This is a genomic window from Mesorhizobium sp. M1328 (assembly GCF_040318075.1).
Lineage (GTDB): Bacteria > Pseudomonadota > Alphaproteobacteria > Rhizobiales > Rhizobiaceae > Mesorhizobium.
In genome coordinates, this window is record NZ_JAMYLO010000009.1 from 188,060 (window position 1) to 209,268 (window position 21,209).

Below are 21,209 nucleotides of genomic sequence, written 5' to 3' on the forward strand. Positions count from 1 at the left end.
CCGATTGGCCCTCAATGCGGGCCAGTTCACCGGCGCGGTCAGGGCGGGCAAGCCGCCCCAAGCTTGTGGAAAACCGCAGGCGGACGGCTCTATTTCTGGTCGTCGCTGTCGTCCTCGTCGCGACCCGGGATGACGTAGACCCCTTTCAGCCAGCGGTTGAGGTCGATGTCCTTGCAGCGCTTCGAGCAGAACGGGTAGGTTTCGCGCGCCGATGGCTTGCCGCATTCGGGGCAGGGCCGCTTGGGCCGCAGCGGCGTGACCTTGTCGTCCGGGCTCATAGCCGCGTACCCGACAGCCAGTTGGCGTGCACCTTGAACCCTTCGCCGCTCAAAAGCGCCACCGTCTCGTAGAGCGGCAGGCCGACGACGTTGGTGTAGGAGCCGACAAGCTTGACGACGAAGGCGCCGGCAAGCCCCTGGACGCCATAGCCGCCGGCCTTGCCGCGCCATTCTCCCGACGCGATGTAGGCCTCGATCTCCTCGCGCGGCAGCCGCTTGAACCGCACTCTGGTCTCGACCAGCCGCAAGCGCTGCTTGCCGCCCGGCGTGATCAGGCAGATGCCCGAATAGACGCGGTGCGAACGGCCGGACAAAAGCCCCAGGCAGTTGGCGGCGTCGTCGAGCGTCTCGGCCTTGGGCAGGATGCGTCGCCCCACCGCAACTACCGTGTCGGCGGCCAGCACGAAGCTCGGCAGGTAGTCCGTCTCGGTTTTCAGCGACGCCAGCGCTTTCTCGGCCTTCTGCGTCGCCAGCCGCTTGGCCAACGAGCGCGGGTGTTCGGCGCGCAGCGGCGTCTCGTCGACATCGGCCGGCAGCACGCGGTCCGGCTCGATGCCGGCCTGCTGCAGCAGCTCGATCCGGCGCGGCGAACCCGAGGCAAGCACGAGCTTCTGCAAAATGCCCATCGCGATCCCGGCCGGGTCCTTGAACTTACTTGAAGCGGTAGGTGATGCGGCCCTTGGTCAGGTCGTAGGGCGTCATCTCGACCAGGACCTTGTCGCCGGTCAAAACGCGGATGCGGTTCTTGCGCATGCGGCCGGCCGTATGGGCGATGATTTCATGTTCGTTTTCGAGCTTGACCCTGAACATCGCGTTGGGCAGCAGTTCCGTCACGACACCCGGAAACTCGAGGACTTCTTCCTTCGGCATTCGATACCTTTGCTTGGATGGGTACTTCCAGCGCCCCGGCCGGAAAGTTGCGCGGAACCTATATGATAAACGCCCGCTTGTGAACATGCTTAATCCGCGGCGTTTTCAGCCCCGTTGCCGAGAAAACGGCGGCCGATCCGCGCCTTCAGCCGCTCGCGTACGTCGCGGTAGGCGGCCATGATCTGCTCGCGCGTGCCGCTGACGCCGGTCGGGTCGGGCATCGGCCAATACTCGACCTCGACGGCCAGCGAGCGGGTGAGCTCGAGCGCGGTGTGGTGGGCTTCCGGCGCCAGAGTCACGATCAGGTCGAAATAATCGTCCTCGAGGTCGTCCATCGTTCTCGGGTGCCGCTCGCCCAGTGAAAGCCCCTCTTCGGCCAGCACGGCATCGACGAACGGATCGCGTTCGCCGCCGCGCACCCCGGCCGAGGCGACGAAGGTGGTGGGCGGAAGCACCTTGCGCGCCAGCAATTCGGCCATCGGCGAGCGCACGGCGTTCATGCCGCAGACAAACAGGATCGAGCGGGGCAGGATCGGGCGGGGCAGCGGGGCGGCCAGTTCAGCCTCGCCAGTGCAGCACGCAAACCAGCGTGAACAGCCGGCGCGCCGTGTCGAAGTCAATCTCGATCTTGCCGGCAAGCCGGTCCATCAGCGTCTGCGAGCCTTCATTGTGCAGGCCGCGCCGGCCCATGTCGATCGCCTCGATGTGGCTGGGCGTCGCGGTGCGGATGGCGTCGTAATAGCTTTCGCAGATCATGTAGTAGTCCTTGACGATCCGCCTAAGCGGCGTCAGCGACAGGATGTGGGTGACCACGGCTGCGCCGTCCTCGCGCGCCACCGCAAACACCAAGCGCGACTCGGCCAGCGACAGTTTCAGCCGGTATGGCCCGGCGCCGTCGTCATTGACCGGCTGGAAGCGGTTCTCCTCTATCAGGTCGAAGATCGCCACCGCCCGCTCATGCTCGACATCGGGCGTCGAGCGGCCGATCGTCTCGTCGAGCTCGACATCGATCAGCCTGGCGCGGGTTTGGTCGTAGTCGGACATTTCTACATGTTCAGCCGGATGCCGACGGAGCGACCATGCGCATCGAGACCTTCCGCCTTGGCCAGCGTGATCGCCGCCGGCGCCAGTGCCCGCAACTGCTCCGGCCCGAGCTTCAGGACCGAGGTGCGCTTGACGAAATCGAGCACCGAAAGCCCGGACGAAAAGCGCGCCGAGCGCGCCGTCGGCAGCACGTGGTTGGAGCCGGCGACATAGTCGCCGATGGCCTCCGGCGTGTGGCGGCCGAGAAACACCGCACCGGCATTGCGCATCCGCGCCAGGAAAGCCTCGGGGTCGTCGATTGCAAGCTCGACATGTTCGGCCGCGATGCGGTCGACCAGCGGCAGTGCTGCCTCGATCGTCGGCACCAGGATCACGGCGCCGAAATCGCGCCAGCTCGCCGCCGCCGTTTTTCCGCGCGGCAGGTGCTGCAACTGGCGTTCGACCGCCTGTTCGACCGCTGCGCCAAACGCGCGGTCGTCGGTGATCAGGATCGACTGCGCCGACACGTCGTGTTCGGCCTGGGCGAGCAGGTCGGCGGCGATCCAGTCCGGATCGTTGCTGCCGTCGGCCACGACCAGCACTTCCGACGGCCCGGCGATCATGTCGATGCCCACCGTGCCGAACACCTGGCGCTTGGCCGCCGCGACATAGGCATTACCCGGGCCGACGATCTTGGCGACTGGCTTTATCGTCGCGGTACCATAGGCAAGGGCGGCGATCGCCTGGGCGCCGCCGACGCGGTAGATTTCGGAAACGCCGGCAAGGTCGGCTGCCACCAGCACCAGCGGCGGCACCTCGCCGCCGGAGGCCGGCACCACCATGGCGATGCGCTCGACGCCGGCGACCTTAGCCGGCACGGCATTCATCAGCACCGAGCTTGGATAGCTCGCCGTGCCGCCCGGCACATAGAGCCCGACGGCCTCGATCGCCGTCCAGCGCGAGCCGAGCTCGACGCCGGCGGCATCGGTGTAGCGGTCGTCCTGCGGCAGCTGCCGCTGGTGATGGGCGCGGATGCGCTCGCGCGCGAAATTCAGCGCCTCGACCGTCTGCGGATCGGCTGCATCGTAAGCCTTGGCAATGTCGTCCCTAGAGACGGCGATGCCGAGCTCGGCCAGGTCGCCGCCGCCGAATTTCTGCGTGTACCCGATAAGCGCCGCGTCGCCCTCGGCGCGCACCTTGGCGATGATCTCGCGCACCACGGCGTCGACATCGGCCGAGACTTCCCGCTTGGTCAGCAGGAACGCGGCAAAGCGCTGCTCGAAATCGGCGTCGGACTGGCGAAGCATGATGGCCATCGGCTCAAACCCTGTGGACCGGGCGCGACGTCGCTTCCCAGGCGCCGCCGACATCGGCAAGCCGTGCCTCGATGCATTCGACATCGAGCATGATCGCGCCGCCGCCCGAAAAGATCAGCTCGACGATGCCGGCCGGCTTGTCGAGCGCGAGAAAGCTGATCGCCAGCAGCGACTGCACTTCGTCGGGCTTGTCGCGGGCAATGCCGCTGGTCTTGGCGCCGAGCACCCGGTCGAAATGCAGCACGGCCTGCCGCCGCTCATTGTGCTGGCGCAAGAAGCCGGATTTCGCCTCCCAGACGAAGCGGTTCATGGTCAGCACGAAGCGCTTTACCGAAGGCAGGTATTCGAGATCGCTGACCTTCATGACGGCATCCTGGACATGCGCCGAGATGATGCTCAGATCCTGATCGTCGAGCGCGACAAGCTTGAGGCCATTCATGCGGAATTCGCACCTGCGAAGGTTTACATTTGGCCTTCTGTTAGGCGGTCTTGGCGATCCGCGCAACCGGACCGCAAGCCTTGCGGAAAGGCTCTAGCCCGAAATGCGCTCGATCTCCGCGCCGCAGCCGGACAGCTTTTCCTCCAGCCGCTCGAAGCCGCGGTCGAGATGGTAGACGCGGTTCACCGTGGTTTCGCCTTCGGCCGCAAGGCCGGCGATGACCAGCGACACCGAGGCGCGAAGATCGGTCGCCATGACCGGCGCGCCCTTCAGCTTCGCCACCCCGTCGACGATCGCCGTCTGGCCGGACAGCGTGATATGGGCGCCGAGCCGGGCGAGTTCCTGGACGTGCATGAAGCGGTTTTCGAAGATCGTCTCGGTGATGCGCGACTTGCCCTTGGCCATCGTCATCAGGCCCATGAACTGCGCCTGCAGATCGGTCGGGAAAGCCGGGAAGGGCGCCGTCGTCACGTCGACCGGCGAAATGCCGGCGCCGTTGCGCCTGACGCGAATGCCGGAATTGGTCTGCGTGATCTCGGCGCCGGTCTGCGAAATGATGTCCAGCGCCGTCTGCAACAGGTCGGGCCGCGCGCCTTCCAGCACGACGTCGCCGCCGGTCATCGCCACCGCCATCGCATAGGTGCCGGTCTCGATACGGTCGGGGATCACCCTGACGCGGGCGCCCGACAGCGCCTCGACGCCGTCGATGGTGATGGTCGCCGTACCGGCGCCGGAGATCTTCGCGCCCATGGCGTTGAGGCATTCGGCGAGGTTGACGATCTCGGGCTCGCGCGCGGCGTTTTCGAGCACCGTCTCGCCCTTGGCCAGCGAGGCCGCCATCATCAGCACATGGGTGGCGCCGACCGAGACTTTCGGGAACACATAGCGGTTGCCGACAAGCCGGCCGTTCCTGGTCTTGGCGATGACATAGCCGGTGTCGACGTCGATATCGGCGCCCAGCGCCTGCAGGCCTTCGAGGAACAGGTCGACCGGGCGCGTGCCGATGGCGCAGCCGCCGGGCAGCGACACCTTGGCCTCGCCCATGCGGGCCAGCAGCGGCCCGATCACCCAGAACGACGCCCGCATCTTCGACACCAGCTCGTAAGGCGCCGTCGTGTCGACAATGTTACGGGCGGAGAAAGTGATGGTGCGCGAATAGCCTTCCTGCTGCTTTTCGCGGCGGCCATTGACCGAATAGTCGACGCCGTGATTGCCGAGGATGCGGATCAGCTGCTCGACATCGGCCAGATGCGGCACGTTTTCCAGCGTCAGCGTGTCGTCGGTCAGCAACGCGGCGATCATCAGCGGCAGCGCGGCGTTTTTCGCGCCCGAGATCGGGATGCTTCCGGCAAGCTTGTTGCCGCCGACAATTCTGATGCGATCCATGAAGAGCGTCCCCTCGGCCGAAAGGCCGGTTTAAATCGGTTGAGTCTGTTGCCGCCCATCTAGACCATTGGCCGGCTTGGTTCAAGAAACAGGCTATTCCCCACTTTGGCCCACGCTGACTTGGCCAAAAGTACCGGCGACCAGCATAGCCGATTCGCGTTAATCTTCTTTCATCACCGCCTGCAGCCCGTCCGGCCGCTTGTCGGCGTCGCCGGTCCGTCGCGACCGCGATTGCGCCTTGCGCTTCTGCAGATTGGCGCGCAGCTGCTCAGCCAGCCGGTCCTTGCGGCCCGTTCCGGCCTTTTTCGCTGAACCATCCTTCTTCGGTGGCCCATCCTTGTTCGGAGAAACTATCTTGTCGTTCATCGTTCCGTCCCTGGCCGGCGACCCGCCGGTGCGGATCAAGGGATAGCCAACATTGTGGCACGGCCATGTCCGCAACGATCGCCCGGTGCGGCCTTTCAACCCGTCTTTGTCTTGGCCTTGCGCTTGCCGGTTCGATATGGCAGAAGCCCCGCCATCGGCGGCTGCGGTAGCTCAGTGGTAGAGCACTCCCTTGGTAAGGGAGAGGTCGAGAGTTCAATCCTCTCTCGCAGCACCAGCAAATTCAGCATGCACCTGTCAGCGCCAACTGGTCGCTAGTACCCCGGGCAGACTCCAGCATCATTCGAACCACACTGAAGCGATCGATGCATGCGCCATGATGCGCGCGGGGGAGGCATTCTGGTCTGCCCCTGCTGCAGGCGGCTTAACAAAGCTGCAGTCGGGAACAATCACTCAACGACTCGCGTTTCTTGTTAGGGCGCGCATTTTTGTGCACGGCAGCGGGCCTCGAAGGCTCGCAAATGTCGCGCCAGCGTTTCAATCGCACTCGCCTCAGCCCTCACGATTTGGCTATTTGTGAACGCGTGTTTGATCAGGTTTGCACAGATGAACACATTGACCCTCTAAGCCTGGATGCCGAAGCCTTGGCGGTGATGATTGTCGCAATCTTCCGAAACTTGACTACCAATGAGCGCGAACTGCTGGAGGAAGTTAGGTCTCTTCGTCGCTCAAAAGGCACAGAGAGGGCGCACTAGCTTGGCGGCGTTCCGAGGCGAATTGGTCTAGTCCCGCTTTGGCACAGCCGTTTGGCATCTGAATTGCTCATTGAGAATCGCCAGAGTGTAGCCACCGAGCTTGTGAAGGGGATGAAAATGGGCTTAGCCGAAGACCTATCGGATGTCGCGCTCACATTCGAATGTCCGGATTGCTCGCATCCGGCGGTAAGAAAGGGCTCTGCACTAAGAACGATCGCGCACTTCAAATGCGACGGGTGCAACGCAAAGGTGCGGATCACCTATCCGCAGAAGCTAGCGATCTTCGAAAAGCACAGGCTATTGGCCGCAGGCGACCGCCGCCAACGAGGCCAGGAACACTACGGTGCCCGCAACATCGATCGGGCCGCCGATGCGGCCGAAGTGGCCTCACGACCTCTGCCGCGTGCAGCGACACCTGCTTAAGTCTTCCTCACCCGCGCGGCCTTCGCCCTTTCGCCCTTTTGACGCATGTCGACCATGACAATGCCGTCCATCGGAATAATTCGGGCGAAGGGCTCGTTAGTTCCTTAGACGATGCTAAAATACGGCAAAGTGTCCGAATGTCACTTCATGAAGCCCGCCAGACAGGCTGGGGCTTGCTCTGGCCTAACCTCGAAGGGAACCAGGGATGAAAATTTCGACCTCTTTGACAAGACGAAGTGTTGTCGCCGGGCTGGCGCTGGCCGCCGCATCGACGGCGGTGTTGCCTGCCGACAACGCGCTCGCCCAGGCCAAGAAAACCACATCTGAGAAAACTCTATACGAGCGGCTGGGGGGTGTGTTCGCCATCGCGGCGGTGATCGATCATTTCAGCGACGCCGTAGTGAAGAACCCGATCGTCGGCAAGAAGTCGAAGAACCCACAATTGCGCAAATGGCACACCAAGAACCTTGAAAGGTTGCCCGGCCTCAAGTTCATGCGCACGCTGTGGGTCTGCGACGTTTCTGGCGGGCCCTTCAAGTTCGTCGCCACCAAGCCCGGCACGACGCCGCTCGGCCTCGAGGAGGCGCATCGCGACCTGCGGATTTCCCCCGCAGAATTCGATGAGGTCGCAGCGGAACTCGGGCGGACCTTGGATCATTTCAAAATTCCGAAGCCTGAGAAAACCGAAGTCTTGGAAGCTTTCGCCGCCCACAAAGACGAGGTCACCGCCGGCTACGTCAAGCGGGGCTGAAGCGCTTATATCGTGCGGGCATTCGATCTGAGCATGGCGCGCGTCGCCGTGACTATGCGGCGCGGCCGCAGCTCAGCGGGCAATTATCCGATGGTTCCTACTCCGAACCTGCCCGAGCTGTTTCCACACTGAGCGACCCCTCCGGCAGCGGTCGCAAGAGTTCAGCCTCGGACTTCGTCAGATGGATCCAGGCCGCCCAGTTCGATGGCGGGAGCACAACCACTTGCCGGTTGTGATATGGCGCGACATCCGGCCCTGGCTCGGTCGTCAGCATCGTGAACGTCGGCGGCTTGTTGCCGACACCCTCGCGCCACAGCCCGGCAATCGCCATGAACGAATGGCCATCCAGCGTGAATCTGTGCTTGGTTTTTGGATACTTCGTTCCCGTGAATTCGAAGAATGCCGAGGCCGGAACGAGGCAGCGCTTGCTGTTGCCGAACTGTCGGCCCTCGGAGCGAAAGTTGAATACAGGTCCGCCTTTTGGTCCGGCCGGAGGAAAGCCGAACGTCATCGACGCCAGTTCGATTGTGTCGCCGGCCGCGCGCATTACAGGCGCGGGGTCGTTGATGTGGATGTCATCCGCCTGCGGCAGATCCGGTTCGGTTTGATGGCTGGGGATATTGAGCGCCAGCGATTCCATCATCCGGCAGTATTCGGCCCAGGCGATGTGCTGCTCGTAGTCATTGCACATTAAAGGGCTCCGTACGCTCGACCGAGATCAGTTCAACATAGCGTTTATCGGTTCGCGCCGATTGCTGGCGGATTTGATATAAGCCTATTTGGGCCGGCGTGCGGCAGCGATGGCCTGCAACAGATTGATGCTGTTCATGTCAGGTTGACTGGATGCGGCAACGGCAAGTGCTGCGGCCTCGGCTATTTTCGCGACGTCGTCGCTGCTGATCGTTCCGCGCTTTTCCAGCAGATTTACAAGTTCGACAACGAGAAGAAAGGCGTTCACGCCATATCGTTCGGCTTTGAGCTCGAACTCGCCTCGAGCGAATTTCTCCGCGTCTCCTTCAGCCCGTTTGTCCACGTTGGCGTCCTCTCCCATGGCTACAAGCTATTAACGCTTAGCACGAATGGTTTAATCCTTCGAACTGGCCACACCTTCGCCAGTTGCCGGGCATCGTGTCGCCGGTGGCAAGGGTATGGGTTCAGCCAAGGATGAGACCAGCCAACAGAACGGTAAGAATAAAGGACAGCACGACGGCAAGCAGCCCGCATGCTTCCAACGTGTTGGTTTGCCAAGCTTTCGTCGGGCGCCCCCGGTTTGAATTCCCGTTTCGCGAAACAAACTTCATCGGGCACCAGATCGGACGCGGAGCCGGCTTGAATTTGGCAAAGCGCTCCTCTTCATCGGCCCGGCAGGCATCTCCGCGGAACTCCGGAGCACCGTATGCGTGGCGCCGGCCTGCTTTTCATCGACGCGGGCCATCACCAGTACGACACCCTCTGCGATCTTCGGCTTGCGCGGCTTCTGGGCAAAATTGGCGAAAGTTCCGAGGAGCACGCCGGCAAAGCCGCCCCACGCCGCACCGACCAGGGCCATGCCGGTCATTCCCGCAGGATCAACGCCTTGAGCTCCAAAAGCGCTAAAACCCGCCAACAGACCAGCCGTCGCGCCAAGTGCGGCACCAGCAACCGCACCCCGCCAGAGAGCGCTCATCTCATCGTCGTAGTATCCAGCAACGCTGATCGGTTCATCGTTATCGTTGTAAGATCCGACGACGCTGATTTGCCGGCGACGAATCCCGGCGGCCTGAAGCCTGGCAACGGCACGTGCTGCCTGGGCATGGGAATTGAACAGTCTGCTGATGGTTTGCATTTACGCCCAGGCCCGACGCTCGTTCGGAGCGTCGGGCCTCTCCTCCCTGGCTTTGAACTCTTCCGCCCGGACGCATCTTCGTCGCGCCAAAGCTCACCACAACGTGAGCCGGCGGGCTACGTTCCTCAGCCGGGGCTTCGGTCCAATCCTGGAGTATTTTGCTTGGGACCTAAGTCTGACCTGCTTGAGCGCAACGGGCAGTGAGGCCACGCCGAGAGGGGAGCCGTTGCCGAATCGAAGAGGTCGAGGAGAGGGCTAAGGCGCTATCGCAGACCCAAAAAGCTCAAAATGGCGATTACGATCACGATGGCGCCGACCAGCCAGATAATGTTGTTCATGATTACGCTCCTTGCCTCCGGGCTGGGCGCCCGCCACGCAAGTAGAACATTAGATGCGGCTAAAGGTTCCTCGCGGGCCTCGCTGGTCGAAAGCGCCCGCCGCACCAGCGGCACGGCGGGCGACCCACAGTTTCACCCGGTAGTGGGGTAGCAGGAGGCGCTGCGTTCAGGGCTTAGCTGATGCTTCTGGACCAGTCATCTACCTGGCGCTCTGCCTCTTCCTTGGCGATGCCATATCGCTCCTGGATACGTCCCAATAGCTGGTCTCGGTTGCCCTCGATGCGATCAAGATCATCGTCGGTGAGATCACCCCACTGCTCTTTCGCCTTACCTTTGAACTGCGTCCATTTTCCCTTGATTTGATCCCAGTTCATATGTTCCTCCTTTGCTTCCCGGGCCCGCACTGAAGCGGAGCGCGGACCGATCGGCATTTCAATGTCGGTGACGAATGAAGATTAGCGACCGCTAAAAGTTCCGGTGCCGGCGCAAAAAGCCCGCCGTGAATGGCCGTTCTACGGAAAACTGATGGTGAACATGGTCCTTTGGCTCGCCGGCGATGAATGAGAAAGCTGGACACCAGCTTGGCCGGTGCAGTTCGCCTGCCGGTGCCTCCGATGCCGCGCGAGGCGCCGGTGACCAGCGCCACCTTGCCGGCGAGGTCGAATTTCGGCGTGAACTCATTTGTCATGCAATTCCACCTTGTTCTTCAAATCGGACCGGCTGCCGTGTCGAACCGAATAGGCTCGCGTGAATTCGGCGCCCAGCAGAAATATCTCGGCCGAATAATAGACCCATAACAGCACGACGAGCAGGGCGCCCGCCGCGCCGTACGACGATGCGAAAGCGCTGGTTCCGATATACCAGCCAATCAGCGACTTGCCGATGGTGAACAGGAACCCAGTGACCACGGCGCCGAGGCCGACATCGCGCCATTGCAGGCTGCGGTCCGGCAGCACCTTGTAGATTGCCGCAAACAGCAGCGTGATCAGGGCAAACGAGACGATCCCGTTGATGGCGCTCAGGATGATGGTGCCGAACGGCAGGTAGGCGTTGATGACCTCTCCGAGCGCCGAAATTGCAGCGCTTACGACCAGCGACACCAACAGCAGGAAACCGAGGGCGGCGACCAGGCCCAGGCTTGCAATGCGCGCCCGAACGAGCCGTGAAATCGTTGCCCCGCTCGGTTTGACTTTCCAGATTTCGTTCAGCGCCAGCTGCATTTCGCCGAACACGCCGGATGCGGCAATGAACAGCGTGACCAGCCCCAGAATGCTGGCAAGGGTTCCCGCTTCCTTCTGCGAAGCGTTTTCGATCGTCGCCTGCAGCAACTCGGCACTTTGCGGCCCCATCAGGCCGGCGATCTGTGCCGAAAGGGCGAGTTGCGCCGCCTCGTGCCCGAAGGCCATGCCGGCGATAGCGACGACGATGAGCAGGATCGGCGCGAGCGACGTTGTGGCATAAAACGCTATCGCCGCCCCATGGCTCAGCGCATTGTCGTCGATGAAGCCGAGGACGCTCTGCTTGAGGAGCCTCCAGCCCTCTGCTGCCAAATTCCACATGTGGGCCTCGCATGCCTGTCAAACACACAAGTAGCGGCGGCGCAGCATTGGGCGAGGGGTGGGCGCTCGGCCGGAACAAAGCCGGCAACGGTACGCTGTACAAGGCGATCGCCTATAAAGGCGGCGTGCAGCGAACATCCTGCGAAAGGTGCCGCTCGACTGGCCGGGGACGTGCTCACGATGCAATCAGGGGAACTGTGACAGTTGTCTGATAATTTATCGGATATCGGTTGAAATACGGGAACTCGATCACGAACGCATATTGGGCGGTCAGATGTGCCATGCGAAAGCCGCCGCTGGGGGCGTCGATTGCTATTGTTACGTCGACGTCTTTCAATCCCAAATCCAGTAATTTTTCCGTGGCAATGGCTTGGATCTGGGCCTGCGTCAGCGAGTTCTTCATTTGCAGCGCACGTGACGACGTTTCCAGCGTGTACCGAACACTCGACATAGCATTCAGAGCCCAGCCGAATGCAAAGATGCCGATCAAAAGCATTATCAGAAAAGGCGCGATCAGCGCGAACTCTAATGCAGCTCCGCCTGATGCATCCCCCGTGAAAGCTCTCGACTTAGCGGACACGAATCACCTGTTGATGACTGAGTTCGCGCGAGAAGGAAAACGCGCCAAAACTGAAGGGCGGTGACCAGGTGGCTGTCGCCTGTATTACGAGGAAGACCGAGGGGGCTTTCAAAGTGTCGCACAGGATCGATGGATCGGCCACGATGTTCCCGCACATGTATTTCCGGCTCACTGCCACCTGCGCGCCATCAGGATGGTTTTCCCAGCTCGAAAGAGCGACAGCTTGGATAGTCGTATCCTCGACTGCTCCTTGCATCACGAGGTTCGCCGCGGTTTTGACGCCTGCACGCATCGACAATGCGCTCGAGACAAAAGACCAGCCGTCGATGACGCCAAGAAGTACCAGGCAAAGGATGGGCAGAACCAGCGCAAACTCTACCGCGGCAACACCCGAATCACTCCGGAGCATCCGGACTTGTAGCCGATCCACGAAAACTACTCGACAAGCTGAACGGTTTGCGTGGCCGGAATGTCTCGCATACCAAGGCTCGTGCAATCCTGAATGATGTTTGCGTTGCCGGACCATTGCACGGTACTGGCGACGACCTGTGTGCAACCACCTTTGCCCGAGAAATTGCCGAGATAATTGACGCCCTGTGTTGGAAAATACAGAGCGCCGGTCAAAAGCGAATCCGCCGTGCCATTAAACGTGTTGGATCCCGCCAGGTTGGCTCTGTCGCCATAGAACAGCACACCTGAATAGGTGCCCGACGTCGGTGCGCTGAGCTTGACGGTCGCCGTGCCGTTCATGCTAACGCCGGAGGTACCGGCCAGATAAATGACGACACCCTCGCCGGAAATATTTGCATTCGAGCTCGCTTTGAAATCGCCTCCCTCAATGACGTATATCCCGGGCGAGAGGGTTACATTGCCGCTCAAGCTGAGCCCCTTGCAGTATGTTCCAGGTTGCAAGGTTGACTGATTGCCGTTTTGACAAGGGTTCGTGGCCGGCGGCGCCGGCAGGTCGGCAAAAGGATCAGCAGCGGGCAGCGCCTGGGTTATCAGGCTGGCGCAAACAGTCTTCACGACGTTGCTCAACGAAACACCGCCTGCCGATATCAGGCAATCGACATCAAGGCTTGCCGATCCCTGAAGTTTGATGGCGTCCGGAGCTATCGAATTCGACATGACGGAGCAGCCTGTCAGTTTTGTGGTCGAACTGCCGGAAAAGAGCGCCGCTTTCGAAGCGGAAGGATCGACCGTCAAGATGCAGGCTTTTGAAGCATCCGTAATAAGAGCCACCGCCCTTGCTTGTGCGCCAACTGCGTTTTGCGTGAATATCGACGTAAAGAACCGATCGAGGTTCTGATGAACGACTACCTCAACCGCCTTTTTTCCGACATTTGGACCGGCTGACGGAGGCGAGAAGACCTCTATTGTACCTGCTGACGGTCCCCAGCCGTTCGTGGTCGCTGACGCTGTCGCTGCGGAGACGATCTTTGGCGTGTCGGATCCCGAAACCTTTTCCAAAGCGCCAGCATAGGCCGCCGCATCCGCCACCGCTTGTAGCTTCAGGCTGCTGTAATACCAATAGGAAGTCTCGATACCGAGGCCCGCACCGCCGACGACAATCGGCAAAGACAGAGCAAAAATAGTAGCAACGTTGCCGCTCTCGCCGATCGGTCGCATAGCGCGGAAAAAACACCTAAAAATGCCGGCACGCCAGTCCATTTCCCTATTAAAGCAGGATTGCATAAAAGAATGACTAAGAATTTCCGTACATTTCTTGGCTGCGATCCATCCGGGCTTAACGGTCCGTTCCGCCGCTTCAACGCGGGCCTTTGGCGCCACAGGACCCTCGTTAGTCCTTCGGCCGGGTGCATATCTTCATAGGAACAATTCTGGTTTCCGGGGTCATGCGCAAGAAAAGATCGCCGCGGCCGGTTTCGATTGGCAATGGGTTGCCGTTCCCTGCTATTCCCGCTTCAAATCAAAAAGCAGTGGACGTTTCCAGTATGACCAATGTCGCATTGACCGGGCTTGCCCGCGATCTTGCCAAGCGCGCCGCGGAGGGCCGCCCGGTGCGCATCGGCGTCATCGGTTCGGGCGAGATGGGCACCGACCTGGTGACGCAAGGCATGCTGATGCCGGGCATTTCGATTTGCGCGATCTCGACCCGCCGCCCGCATACGGCACGTGACGCTATCCGCATTGCTTATGGCGACGAGGCGATGGCAGCCGAAGCGGACAGCGCTTCGAAGGTCAGCCAGGCGATCGAAAGCGGCAAGATCGCCGTCACCTCGAACGAGATGCTGGTCACCAATCCGCTTATCGATGTCGTCATCGATGCCACCGGCAAGCCCGGCGTCGCCGCCGATTTCGACCTGATGGCGATGCAGCATGGCAAGCACCTGGTGATGATGAATGTCGAGGCCGACGTTACCATCGGCTGCTATCTAAAGCAGCAGGCCGACCGGCTCGGCGTCGTCTATTCGGTCGGCGCCGGCGACGAGCCGTCGAGCTGCATGGAGCTGATCGAGTTCGCCTCGGCGCTCGGCTACACCATCGTCTCCGCCGGCAAGGGCAAGAACAACCCGCTCAACCACGACGCCGTTCCGGACGACTACCGCGAGGAAGCGCTGCGCCGCAACATGAACCCGCGCATGCTGGTCGAGTTCGTCGACGGCTCGAAAACCATGGTCGAGATGTGTGCCATCGCCAACGCCACCGGGCTGGTGCCCGACGTTCCCGGCATGCACGGCCCCAAGGCCGATCGCGACGAACTGGTCAAGGTGCTGATCCCGCGCGAGCATGGCGGCATCCTGTCGAAAAAGGGCGTCGTCGACTATACCGTCGGCAAGGGCGTGGCGCCCGGCGTCTTTGTCATCGTCGAGGCGACGCATCCGCGCATCATCGAGCGCATGGATGATCTGCATATTGGCCACGGCCCCTATTACAGCTTCTTCAGGCCCTACCATCTGACCTCACTGGAAGTGCCGCTGACCGCCGCCCGTATCGCGCTCTACGGCAAGCCCGACATGGTGCCGCTGCCGCGGCCGGTGGCCGAGGTCTGCGCCGTGGCCAAACGCGATCTGGCGGCGGGCGAGACGTTCGATGCGATCGGCGAGACCTGCTACCGCTCCTGGACCATGACGGTCGAGGAGGCCCGCGCCCACCACGCCGTGCCGGTCGGTCTGCTCGAAGGCGGCAAGGTGCTGAAACCGGTGCGGAAAGGCGAATTGCTCACCGCCGACAATGCCGCGCCCGACCCGACGACCAGGCTGTTCGCCTTGCGCAGGCTGCAGGACGAGATGCTGTATGGGAATCTGGGTGATGGCTGAGGTGCGGGAACCAGAGTTGAAGCGGGAAAGTGGACGCCTTTCTCTGGCAGAGCGGCTCGCGGCCATTGCCGATGATCTCAGAGCCAAGGCGGGCAAAGACGAACGGCCCGTGAACAAGGACGAGATCGACCACTTGTGGGGGGATCGCTGATATTTGTCGACATTCTAGGCTACCGCGATTTTGACGTCGGCGGGACAGCGCCCCTCTCTGTCCTGCCGGACATCTCCCTCACATGGGGGGAGATCGGACGTCACGCCGGCTTTCGCCAATCTCCAACATAGCAGTTCGTGAGCGGACAGAGGGGGGCGAAGGAGCGCTGCGTCGCGGCTTTTCTAAAGGCGGCTATTGCCGCTGAAACGCACGGCAGACCATCGCCGCCGACCGGCTTCCCCCAAAAGCCCTACTTCCCCAGCTCTATCGACCGCAGCCGCGCCGCTTCCACCGCTTCGGTGAGCAGTTGCGTCAGCCGGTCGCCGCCCATCAGCACCGCAAGGGCGGCAGCCGTCGTGCCGTTGGGGCTGGTCACCTGCTGCCTGAGCAAGCCAGGCTCCTCGCCGCTTTCGGCGGCCAGCGATGCGGCGCCGTAGACCGTCTGCATTGCCAAGAGCTTGGCAGTCCCGGTCGGCAGGCCGGCCTTCTCGGCCGCCACCGTCAGCGCTTCGATGAAATGGAAGATATACGCCGGCCCCGACCCGGAGACTGCCGTCACCGCATCCATCAGGTCCTCGTCGTCGATATCGGCCACTTGCCCGCTCGCGGAAAGCAGGTCGGCGACGAAACGTTTGGTGTCGTCGGAAACCAGCCTGTTGGAAAACACCGCCATCATGCCCTTGCCGATTGCCGCCGGCGTGTTGGGCATGCAGCGCACGATTGGCGCGCGGTCGCCGAGAATATCTTCGAACGCGGCGACCGGCGTCCCGGCGGCGATGCTGAGGAAAGTGGTTCGGCCATCGTTGAAGCGGATGTAGCCAGCCGTCACGTCGCGGATCACCTGCGGCTTGACCGCAATGACGACGAGGGCCGGTACGGCGTCCGCCGGGATGGCGCCGGCATCCGCAGCAGCAGAGCAGCCCAGTGCTTCGGCACGCTTGCGCAACTCGGCGTTGGGCTCGACCACGAACACCGCAGCCGGAGCGAGCTTGCCGGCTTTCAGCCAGCCCGAGAGCATGGCGTAGCCCATATTGCCGCAGCCAGCGAGAACAAGCCTGATCGTCATCGAAAGCCTCCCATAGAGATGGCTTCCCCATAGACGTTCGCGGCAGGGCGGGGAAGCCCCTGTTGGGACTGTGATCAGGCGGAAACCGGACCTGCGATTGGGATGCACATGTAGTCGCGCAGGGGCGGGCCGACCAAATTAACCTTTTATTTCCTGTGCCTGTTTAGCATCGCTTAACCAGTGGCGGTCGCTACGTCCCGGCCCTAGGGGAAAGCTCCAGGAACCATGGCTTACAGGGATAATCGTGAACACTGGAGGAACGAGCGGTCTTTGCTGTCGCTCGTCGAGGCAGTGCGCGACGAAGACGAAGCATCGCTGGTTTCGCTAGAGGACCGTGCAGGCCCGTCATGGCGCGAGGATGCCGCCACACGCCATCGTCTCGCCCGCTCGCGCCGCGAAGCGCGTGCCAGTCCGATCCTGTTGGCAGCCGCCGGCATAAGCCAACCCCATCCTGATGAGCCAAAGGCCGGCACCATGCTGATGGAAGAGGCTGCAGCTGACGATGTAGTTTTCGACCCCGCTGGCTCCCTTGGCGGCCCCGATGCCGGTTCCGCCGAGGACAAAGCGTACCGGGCCGCGCGTACGGGTCCGATCGGCGTAGTGTTGTCGGCGCTGAGCAGGCTCATTCCCGGCAGAGCGCCGGAGGAGATGGCGTCCGGCGAGACTTCCGCCGCCACAAATTCCAGCGCAGCGATGCCGCCTGCCTTCTACCCGCAGCCGCTCTATGCCGGACAGGCACCTTACCCGCAGCAACCCACGCCGCCGCATTCGGCCCATGCTCAGGCCTGGTCGAAGGCGGCAAATCAGGCCTCGGACGCCGCCGATCAGCAAAGCCAGATCGAGGAAATCTGCGCCAGCCTGCGCGAATTCCGGGAGGCGGTTCGCGAGCTCACCGAAAACCGCACGCGCCGCCGCTATTTCTAAGCGTCGAATAAAACATGCCGGTTTCGAGTTAACGGCATGGGACGGCGCATTGACGGGATTGCCCGGCTCGATTTTCGTGAAAATGCCGCGCTGCATGTCCGCCCGCCAGCGCGTGGTTCTGGGCAACGACATGCATAAAACATATCTGGGGCACGCCGCATGGATGCTTTAACGCGGCAGGCTTAGACAATAGGCGTCGAGGGTGGTTCATGGCTGAGTTGATTGACGGAAAAAGCGTCGCCGAAGACGTGGTGCGGCGGGTCAAGGCCCTCACCGCCGAACTGGCGGAAAAGGGCGGACGGCAGCCCGGTCTCGCGGTGGTCATCGTCGGCGAGGATCCGGCGAGCCAGGTCTATGTCGCCTCCAAATCCCGCACCGCCAAGGAATGCGGCTTCCATTCGGTTCAGCACACGCTGCCGGCCGAAACCTCCGAGCCGGACCTGTTGAAGATCATCGGCCAGCTCAACGCCGATCCGGCCATCAACGGCATCCTGGTGCAGCTTCCGCTTCCCGGCCATATCGATTCCGGCAAGATCATCCAGACCATCGCGCCGGAGAAGGATGTCGACGGCTTCCACTTCATCAATGTCGGCAAGCTCGGCACAGGCGAACTCGAGACCGCCTTCGTGCCTTGCACGCCGGCCGGCTCGATGCTGCTGATCGAACGGGTGCGTGGCAAGGACCTGTCCGGTCTCAATGCGGTCGTCGTCGGGCGTTCGAACATCGTCGGCAAACCGATGGCCAATCTTCTGCTTGCCGCCAACTGCACCGTGACCATCGCACACAGCCGCACCAGGGACCTGGCGGCGCTTGCCAGCACCGCCGATATTCTGGTCGCAGCCGTCGGGCGGCCTGAAATGGTCCGCGGCGACTGGGTCAAGCCTGGCGCCACCGTCATCGATGTCGGCATCAACCGCATCGCCGCATCTGAAAAGGGCGAAGGCAAGACCCGCCTCGTCGGCGATGTCGCCTTTGCCGAAGCAGCGAAGGCGGCCGGCGCCATCACGCCGGTGCCTGGCGGCGTGGGGCCGATGACCATTGCCATGCTGATGGCCAACACGTTAGCTTCCGCCTACCTCGCAGCCGGGTTGAAACGGCCTTCCTTCTGACCAGAGAGCAGCGTCCTTGCCGAACCTCACTGTTCCCTTAGAGCGGCCGGTCACCAATGATCCCGTTCAGGGCGGCCGGCAGTTCGGGTTTCTGCTGGTCGACAAGTTCTCCATGTTCTCGCTGGCCGCGGCAATCGACACGTTCCGGTCGGCGAACCGGCTGCTCGGCCGCGATTTCTATGGCTGGACGACGGTGTCGGCCGACGGCGACGCCGTCATGGCCTCCAACGGCCTGCCGCTCAAGATCGACTATGCCGTCGCCGATCTGCCGCCGGTCGATATCCTTTTTGTCTCGGTCGGGCTGACGACGGAATTTCCCGGCAAGAGCAAGGTGCTGGCGGCGCTGCGCAGCTGGGGCCGGCGCGGCAATGCGCTCGGCGCGCTTTCGGTCGGCTCCTATCTGCTTGCCGAGGCAGGGCAGCTCGATGGCTATCGCTGCACCATCCATTGGGAAAACCGCGCCGGTTTCCTCGAACGCTTTCCGGAGATCAACTGCACCGGCAACGTCTTTGAGATCGACCGCAAGCGCTACACCTGCGCCGGCGGCACCACCTCGATCGACCTGATGCTGGAGATCGTGCGCGGCGATTTCGGCTCGAGCCTCGCCAATGGCGTCGCCAACCAGTTCCAGCATGAGCGCATCCGCTCGGCCGGCGACCGCCAGCGCGTCGGCCCGGAGCGCGACCTGACCGGCAAGTCGGAGAAGCTGCGCCGCATCGTCGAGCTGATGGCCGACCATCTCGACGAGCCGCTGTCGGCGGTGCAGCTCGCCAAGTCGGCGGGCCTGTCAGTGCGCCAGGTCGAGCGCCTGTTCCTGCGCCATCTCAGCGTGACGCCCGGGCGCTACTATATGCGGCTCAGACTCGAGCGCGCGCGCGAATTGCTGCGCCAGACCAACATGCCGATCCTCGACGTGGCAATCGCCACCGGCTTCACCTCGCATTCCTATTTTGCCCAGAGCTACCGGCTGCAATTCGGCCGGCCGCCTTCCGAGGAACGCCGCACGACCTATTGAGGGTTTTGCACAGAGGCGGCGCAGCTTCATGCTCCGCCCGGGCTTGTGTCGCGACGCAGCGTCAAATAGCTTTCCGGCGCCGAGCGGCGCCGAGCGGCGGCGACCGAGGGGGAGATATTGATGGCCGGATTTGTGCGGAGCGCCGCTGTGGCGGCCCTGCTGCTGTGGATGACGGGGTTCGGCTTCGCCGCCGATCGCGTCATCGTCATTCTCGATGCCTCCGGCTCGATGTGGGCGCAGATCGACGGCAAGCCCAAGCTCGAAATCGCCCGTCAATCGCTGCGGAACGTGCTGCAATCGGTCCCGGCCGACGAGGAAATCGGCCTCATGGCCTATGGCCATCGCGAGAAGGCCAGTTGCGACGACATCGAACTCATCGTGCCGCCGCAGGCAGGCTCGGCAAGTGCGATCTCAGCCGCGGCCGACAGTCTGAAATTTCAGGGCAAGACGCCGCTGACCGCCGCGGTCAAGCAAGCGGCGGAGGTGTTGAAATACACCGAGGACAAGGCGACGGTCGTGCTCATCACCGATGGCATCGAGACATGCAACGGCGACCCCTGTGCGCTCGGCAAGGAACTGGAGGCTGCCGGCATCGACTTCACCGTCAATGTCGTCGGCTTCGGCTTGACGGCTGCCGAAGGCAAGCAGGTCGCTTGCCTCGCCGACAACACCGGCGGCAAATATCTCGAAGCGTCGGATGAAAAGGCATTGCAGGACGCCCTCGTCGAGACCGTCGCGCCTCCGCCACCCGCCCCTGAACCGGCTCCCGCCCCGCAGCCTGTTCTCCAGCCGGCGCCCGACCAGCCGGCGGAGTCCAATTTCGTGCCCACCGTCGTGCTTGCCGAGGGTGGCGATCCCGTCACCGACGGCAATGCCTGGGAGATCTACAAGGCGAATTCCGACGGCGCGCGCGGCGATCCCGTCACCACCGAATATGGCGCCTACAAGGGCCATCTGGAGCCGGGCGACTATATCGTCGTCGCACGCGCCGGCGAGGCCAGGGCCGAACAGAAGATCAAGATCGAGCCTGGCCAGGTCGCCAAGCCGCACTTCAACCTGAATGCCGGCACGCTGGTCATCCACCCCAGGCCAAGTGAAGGAGCGGACGTTGACGGCGGCGCGGCTGTCGTAGTCGGCTATCCGGGCGTCGACACCCCGCCGACCTATTACGGCGACACGAAAGTCGTGCTGCCGGCCGGTGACGAGAAGGTGACGGTCACGATCGGCCAGGGCATGGTTACCGAGACGATCCCGCTTGCCGCCGGCAGGGTCATCGACAAGGACATCATCGTCGGCGTCGGGCGTATCGTCGCCAACGCCTATTATGCTGCCGGCGGCGACAAGGCCGAGGGTTCGGGCGTCGGCTTCAAGGTGCTCCAGGCGAAAAAGAACGTCGACGGAATCAGGCAGGAGGTGACTTATGCCTACGGTCCGGACAGCAAGTTCGATCTGCCGCCCGACGATTATGTAATGGTCGCGACGGTCGACCTTGCGGTGGCCGAGCAGCCGTTCAGCGTCAAGGTTGGCGACCATCAGGATCTGAAGATCGCGATGAACGCCGGCATGCTGACGATTACCGCGCCAGGGGCCTCGAAGATCGAGATATTCGAGGCCAGGAAGAACATCGACGGAACCCGCAAGTCGGTCGGCTACGCCTATGACCAGAAGTATGAAGCCACCCTGTCGGCCGGCGACTACGCGGTGGTTTCGGAGAAATCGGACAACAGCTCGAAAGAAGGCACGGTAACTGTCAGGGCCGGCGCGCGAGCCGAGCTCACGGTTCAATAGATCTAAGG

The 21,209-nt window shown here is 62.5% G+C and carries 26 protein-coding genes and 1 tRNA gene; 10 read left to right on the top strand and 17 right to left on the bottom strand.

Annotated elements, in window-relative coordinates:
- Positions 1–89 precede the first annotated feature (89 nt).
- The 9 genes from yacG to NKH23_RS18215 form a co-directional block, all read right to left on the bottom strand.
- Positions 90–278 (bottom strand): DNA gyrase inhibitor YacG, encoded by a 189-nt coding sequence (gene yacG / locus NKH23_RS18175; protein WP_352715589.1) that lies wholly within the window; start codon positions 276–278, stop codon positions 90–92.
- Entirely contained in the window at positions 275–904 is a 630-nt protein-coding gene (locus NKH23_RS18180; protein WP_353025711.1) for a Maf-like protein, read from the bottom strand. Before NKH23_RS18180 ends, yacG begins: the two co-directional genes overlap by 4 nt.
- A gap of 25 nt (positions 905–929) precedes the next feature.
- A complete protein-coding gene (gene infA / locus NKH23_RS18185; protein ID WP_006200926.1) occupies positions 930–1,148 on the bottom strand; it encodes a translation initiation factor IF-1 in 219 nt (72 codons plus the stop codon).
- A gap of 89 nt (positions 1,149–1,237) precedes the next feature.
- A complete protein-coding gene (locus tag NKH23_RS18190; protein WP_292663983.1) occupies positions 1,238–1,705 on the bottom strand; it encodes an arsenate-mycothiol transferase ArsC in 468 nt (155 codons plus the stop codon).
- Between the two features lies 1 nt (position 1,706).
- Positions 1,707–2,192, bottom strand: a complete 486-nt coding sequence (locus tag NKH23_RS18195; RefSeq protein WP_292663977.1) for a UPF0262 family protein — start codon at positions 2,190–2,192, stop codon at positions 1,707–1,709.
- Positions 2,193–2,194: 2 nt separating this feature from the next.
- A complete protein-coding gene (hisD, locus tag NKH23_RS18200; protein WP_353025713.1) occupies positions 2,195–3,487 on the bottom strand; it encodes a histidinol dehydrogenase in 1,293 nt (430 codons plus the stop codon).
- A 4-nt stretch (positions 3,488–3,491) separates the two neighbouring features.
- Positions 3,492–3,926, bottom strand: coding sequence for a DUF2948 family protein (locus NKH23_RS18205; protein ID WP_353025715.1), 435 nt, complete (start codon positions 3,924–3,926; stop codon positions 3,492–3,494).
- 93 nt (positions 3,927–4,019) lie between these two features.
- Positions 4,020–5,312, bottom strand: coding sequence for a UDP-N-acetylglucosamine 1-carboxyvinyltransferase (murA, locus tag NKH23_RS18210; protein ID WP_023677408.1), 1,293 nt, complete (start codon positions 5,310–5,312; stop codon positions 4,020–4,022).
- A gap of 159 nt (positions 5,313–5,471) precedes the next feature.
- Positions 5,472–5,678 carry a hypothetical protein gene (locus tag NKH23_RS18215; RefSeq protein ID WP_353025717.1) on the bottom strand — a complete coding sequence of 69 codons (207 nt, stop codon included), beginning with the start codon at positions 5,676–5,678 and terminating at the stop codon, positions 5,472–5,474.
- A 160-nt stretch (positions 5,679–5,838) separates the two neighbouring features.
- On the opposite strand from NKH23_RS18215, the gene NKH23_RS18220 reads away from it, so the two are divergent.
- From NKH23_RS18220 to NKH23_RS18230, 3 genes are all read left to right on the top strand, one after another.
- Positions 5,839–5,913, top strand: a tRNA-Thr gene (locus NKH23_RS18220).
- 595 nt (positions 5,914–6,508) lie between these two features.
- Positions 6,509–6,814 (top strand): hypothetical protein, encoded by a 306-nt coding sequence (locus tag NKH23_RS18225; RefSeq protein WP_353035121.1) that lies wholly within the window; start codon positions 6,509–6,511, stop codon positions 6,812–6,814.
- Positions 6,815–7,019: 205 nt separating this feature from the next.
- Positions 7,020–7,565: a group I truncated hemoglobin gene (locus NKH23_RS18230; protein WP_352715566.1), complete on the top strand. Its 546-nt coding sequence runs from the start codon at positions 7,020–7,022 to the stop codon at positions 7,563–7,565.
- A gap of 97 nt (positions 7,566–7,662) precedes the next feature.
- Here NKH23_RS18230 and NKH23_RS18235 read toward each other — a convergent pair whose 3' ends face one another.
- Both NKH23_RS18235 and NKH23_RS18240 read right to left on the bottom strand, forming a co-directional pair.
- Positions 7,663–8,256, bottom strand: a complete 594-nt coding sequence (locus NKH23_RS18235; protein ID WP_353025721.1) for an SOS response-associated peptidase — start codon at positions 8,254–8,256, stop codon at positions 7,663–7,665.
- Positions 8,257–8,340: 84 nt separating this feature from the next.
- The gene (locus tag NKH23_RS18240; RefSeq protein WP_352715562.1) at positions 8,341–8,616 is read right to left on the bottom strand and encodes a hypothetical protein; all 276 of its coding nucleotides are present in this window, start codon (positions 8,614–8,616) and stop codon (positions 8,341–8,343) included.
- Positions 8,617–8,961: 345 nt separating this feature from the next.
- Between NKH23_RS18240 and NKH23_RS18245 the strand changes: the two genes are divergently transcribed.
- Positions 8,962–9,594 carry a hypothetical protein gene (locus tag NKH23_RS18245; RefSeq protein ID WP_353025723.1) on the top strand — a complete coding sequence of 211 codons (633 nt, stop codon included), beginning with the start codon at positions 8,962–8,964 and terminating at the stop codon, positions 9,592–9,594.
- A 307-nt stretch (positions 9,595–9,901) separates the two neighbouring features.
- Here NKH23_RS18245 and NKH23_RS18250 read toward each other — a convergent pair whose 3' ends face one another.
- From NKH23_RS18250 to NKH23_RS18270, 5 genes are all read right to left on the bottom strand, one after another.
- Positions 9,902–10,102, bottom strand: coding sequence for a CsbD family protein (locus NKH23_RS18250; RefSeq protein WP_023677416.1), 201 nt, complete (start codon positions 10,100–10,102; stop codon positions 9,902–9,904).
- A 303-nt stretch (positions 10,103–10,405) separates the two neighbouring features.
- Entirely contained in the window at positions 10,406–11,287 is an 882-nt protein-coding gene (locus NKH23_RS18255; protein ID WP_353025725.1) for a YihY/virulence factor BrkB family protein, read from the bottom strand.
- A gap of 175 nt (positions 11,288–11,462) precedes the next feature.
- Positions 11,463–11,867 carry a TadE/TadG family type IV pilus assembly protein gene (locus NKH23_RS18260; RefSeq protein ID WP_023677423.1) on the bottom strand — a complete coding sequence of 135 codons (405 nt, stop codon included), beginning with the start codon at positions 11,865–11,867 and terminating at the stop codon, positions 11,463–11,465.
- Positions 11,857–12,276 (bottom strand): TadE/TadG family type IV pilus assembly protein, encoded by a 420-nt coding sequence (locus NKH23_RS18265; protein WP_353025727.1) that lies wholly within the window; start codon positions 12,274–12,276, stop codon positions 11,857–11,859. Before NKH23_RS18265 ends, NKH23_RS18260 begins: the two co-directional genes overlap by 11 nt.
- A 26-nt stretch (positions 12,277–12,302) precedes the next feature.
- The gene (locus NKH23_RS18270) at positions 12,303–13,658 is read right to left on the bottom strand and encodes a pilus assembly protein TadG-related protein (protein WP_353015838.1); all 1,356 of its coding nucleotides are present in this window, start codon (positions 13,656–13,658) and stop codon (positions 12,303–12,305) included.
- A gap of 164 nt (positions 13,659–13,822) precedes the next feature.
- On the opposite strand from NKH23_RS18270, the gene NKH23_RS18275 reads away from it, so the two are divergent.
- Together NKH23_RS18275 and NKH23_RS18280 are read left to right on the top strand one after the other, a co-directional pair.
- On the top strand, positions 13,823–15,148 hold the full coding sequence (locus NKH23_RS18275; RefSeq protein WP_353025730.1) for an NAD(P)H-dependent oxidoreductase: 1,326 nt from the start codon (positions 13,823–13,825) through the stop codon (positions 15,146–15,148).
- On the top strand, positions 15,141–15,299 hold the full coding sequence (locus NKH23_RS18280) for a hypothetical protein (protein ID WP_353025731.1): 159 nt from the start codon (positions 15,141–15,143) through the stop codon (positions 15,297–15,299). The genes NKH23_RS18275 and NKH23_RS18280 overlap by 8 nt, the downstream gene beginning before the upstream one ends.
- A gap of 250 nt (positions 15,300–15,549) precedes the next feature.
- Here NKH23_RS18280 and proC read toward each other — a convergent pair whose 3' ends face one another.
- The gene (proC, locus tag NKH23_RS18285) at positions 15,550–16,365 is read right to left on the bottom strand and encodes a pyrroline-5-carboxylate reductase (RefSeq protein ID WP_353025732.1); all 816 of its coding nucleotides are present in this window, start codon (positions 16,363–16,365) and stop codon (positions 15,550–15,552) included.
- Between the two features lie 225 nt (positions 16,366–16,590).
- On the opposite strand from proC, the gene NKH23_RS18290 reads away from it, so the two are divergent.
- The 4 genes from NKH23_RS18290 to NKH23_RS18305 all read left to right on the top strand — a co-directional run bounded on the left by NKH23_RS18290 (position 16,591) and on the right by NKH23_RS18305 (position 21,201).
- Positions 16,591–17,289, top strand: a complete 699-nt coding sequence (locus NKH23_RS18290; RefSeq protein WP_353025734.1) for a hypothetical protein — start codon at positions 16,591–16,593, stop codon at positions 17,287–17,289.
- A gap of 209 nt (positions 17,290–17,498) precedes the next feature.
- The gene (gene folD, locus NKH23_RS18295) at positions 17,499–18,398 is read left to right on the top strand and encodes a bifunctional methylenetetrahydrofolate dehydrogenase/methenyltetrahydrofolate cyclohydrolase FolD (protein ID WP_353025735.1); all 900 of its coding nucleotides are present in this window, start codon (positions 17,499–17,501) and stop codon (positions 18,396–18,398) included.
- A gap of 16 nt (positions 18,399–18,414) precedes the next feature.
- Positions 18,415–19,413, top strand: a complete 999-nt coding sequence (locus NKH23_RS18300; RefSeq protein ID WP_352464953.1) for a GlxA family transcriptional regulator — start codon at positions 18,415–18,417, stop codon at positions 19,411–19,413.
- A 120-nt stretch (positions 19,414–19,533) separates the two neighbouring features.
- Positions 19,534–21,201 carry a vWA domain-containing protein gene (locus NKH23_RS18305; RefSeq protein WP_352916638.1) on the top strand — a complete coding sequence of 556 codons (1,668 nt, stop codon included), beginning with the start codon at positions 19,534–19,536 and terminating at the stop codon, positions 21,199–21,201.
- Positions 21,202–21,209: the final 8 nt, after the last annotated feature.

Excerpts from the sequence above, each read along its gene's own strand:
- yacG (WP_352715589.1), bottom strand. The coding sequence starts at position 278 with ATGAGCCCGGACGACAAGGTCACGCCGCTGCGGCCCAAGCGGCCCTGC.
- NKH23_RS18180 (WP_353025711.1), bottom strand. The coding sequence starts at position 904 with ATGGGCATTTTGCAGAAGCTCGTGCTTGCCTCGGGTTCGCCGCGCCGG.
- infA (WP_006200926.1), bottom strand. The coding sequence starts at position 1,148 with ATGCCGAAGGAAGAAGTCCTCGAGTTTCCGGGTGTCGTGACGGAACTG.
- NKH23_RS18195 (WP_292663977.1), bottom strand. The coding sequence starts at position 2,192 with ATGTCCGACTACGACCAAACCCGCGCCAGGCTGATCGATGTCGAGCTC.
- hisD (WP_353025713.1), bottom strand. The coding sequence starts at position 3,487 with ATGGCCATCATGCTTCGCCAGTCCGACGCCGATTTCGAGCAGCGCTTT.
- NKH23_RS18205 (WP_353025715.1), bottom strand. The coding sequence starts at position 3,926 with ATGAATGGCCTCAAGCTTGTCGCGCTCGACGATCAGGATCTGAGCATC.
- murA (WP_023677408.1), bottom strand. The coding sequence starts at position 5,312 with ATGGATCGCATCAGAATTGTCGGCGGCAACAAGCTTGCCGGAAGCATC.
- NKH23_RS18215 (WP_353025717.1), bottom strand. The coding sequence starts at position 5,678 with ATGAACGACAAGATAGTTTCTCCGAACAAGGATGGGCCACCGAAGAAG.
- NKH23_RS18225 (WP_353035121.1), top strand. The coding sequence starts at position 6,509 with ATGGGCTTAGCCGAAGACCTATCGGATGTCGCGCTCACATTCGAATGT.
- NKH23_RS18230 (WP_352715566.1), top strand. The coding sequence starts at position 7,020 with ATGAAAATTTCGACCTCTTTGACAAGACGAAGTGTTGTCGCCGGGCTG.
- NKH23_RS18235 (WP_353025721.1), bottom strand. The coding sequence starts at position 8,256 with ATGTGCAATGACTACGAGCAGCACATCGCCTGGGCCGAATACTGCCGG.
- NKH23_RS18240 (WP_352715562.1), bottom strand. The coding sequence starts at position 8,616 with ATGGGAGAGGACGCCAACGTGGACAAACGGGCTGAAGGAGACGCGGAG.
- NKH23_RS18245 (WP_353025723.1), top strand. The coding sequence starts at position 8,962 with ATGCGTGGCGCCGGCCTGCTTTTCATCGACGCGGGCCATCACCAGTAC.
- NKH23_RS18250 (WP_023677416.1), bottom strand. The coding sequence starts at position 10,102 with ATGAACTGGGATCAAATCAAGGGAAAATGGACGCAGTTCAAAGGTAAG.
- NKH23_RS18255 (WP_353025725.1), bottom strand. The coding sequence starts at position 11,287 with ATGTGGAATTTGGCAGCAGAGGGCTGGAGGCTCCTCAAGCAGAGCGTC.
- NKH23_RS18265 (WP_353025727.1), bottom strand. The coding sequence starts at position 12,276 with ATGCTCCGGAGTGATTCGGGTGTTGCCGCGGTAGAGTTTGCGCTGGTT.
- NKH23_RS18275 (WP_353025730.1), top strand. The coding sequence starts at position 13,823 with ATGACCAATGTCGCATTGACCGGGCTTGCCCGCGATCTTGCCAAGCGC.
- NKH23_RS18280 (WP_353025731.1), top strand. The coding sequence starts at position 15,141 with ATGGCTGAGGTGCGGGAACCAGAGTTGAAGCGGGAAAGTGGACGCCTT.
- proC (WP_353025732.1), bottom strand. The coding sequence starts at position 16,365 with ATGACGATCAGGCTTGTTCTCGCTGGCTGCGGCAATATGGGCTACGCC.
- NKH23_RS18290 (WP_353025734.1), top strand. The coding sequence starts at position 16,591 with ATGGCTTACAGGGATAATCGTGAACACTGGAGGAACGAGCGGTCTTTG.
- folD (WP_353025735.1), top strand. The coding sequence starts at position 17,499 with ATGGCTGAGTTGATTGACGGAAAAAGCGTCGCCGAAGACGTGGTGCGG.
- NKH23_RS18305 (WP_352916638.1), top strand. The coding sequence starts at position 19,534 with ATGGCCGGATTTGTGCGGAGCGCCGCTGTGGCGGCCCTGCTGCTGTGG.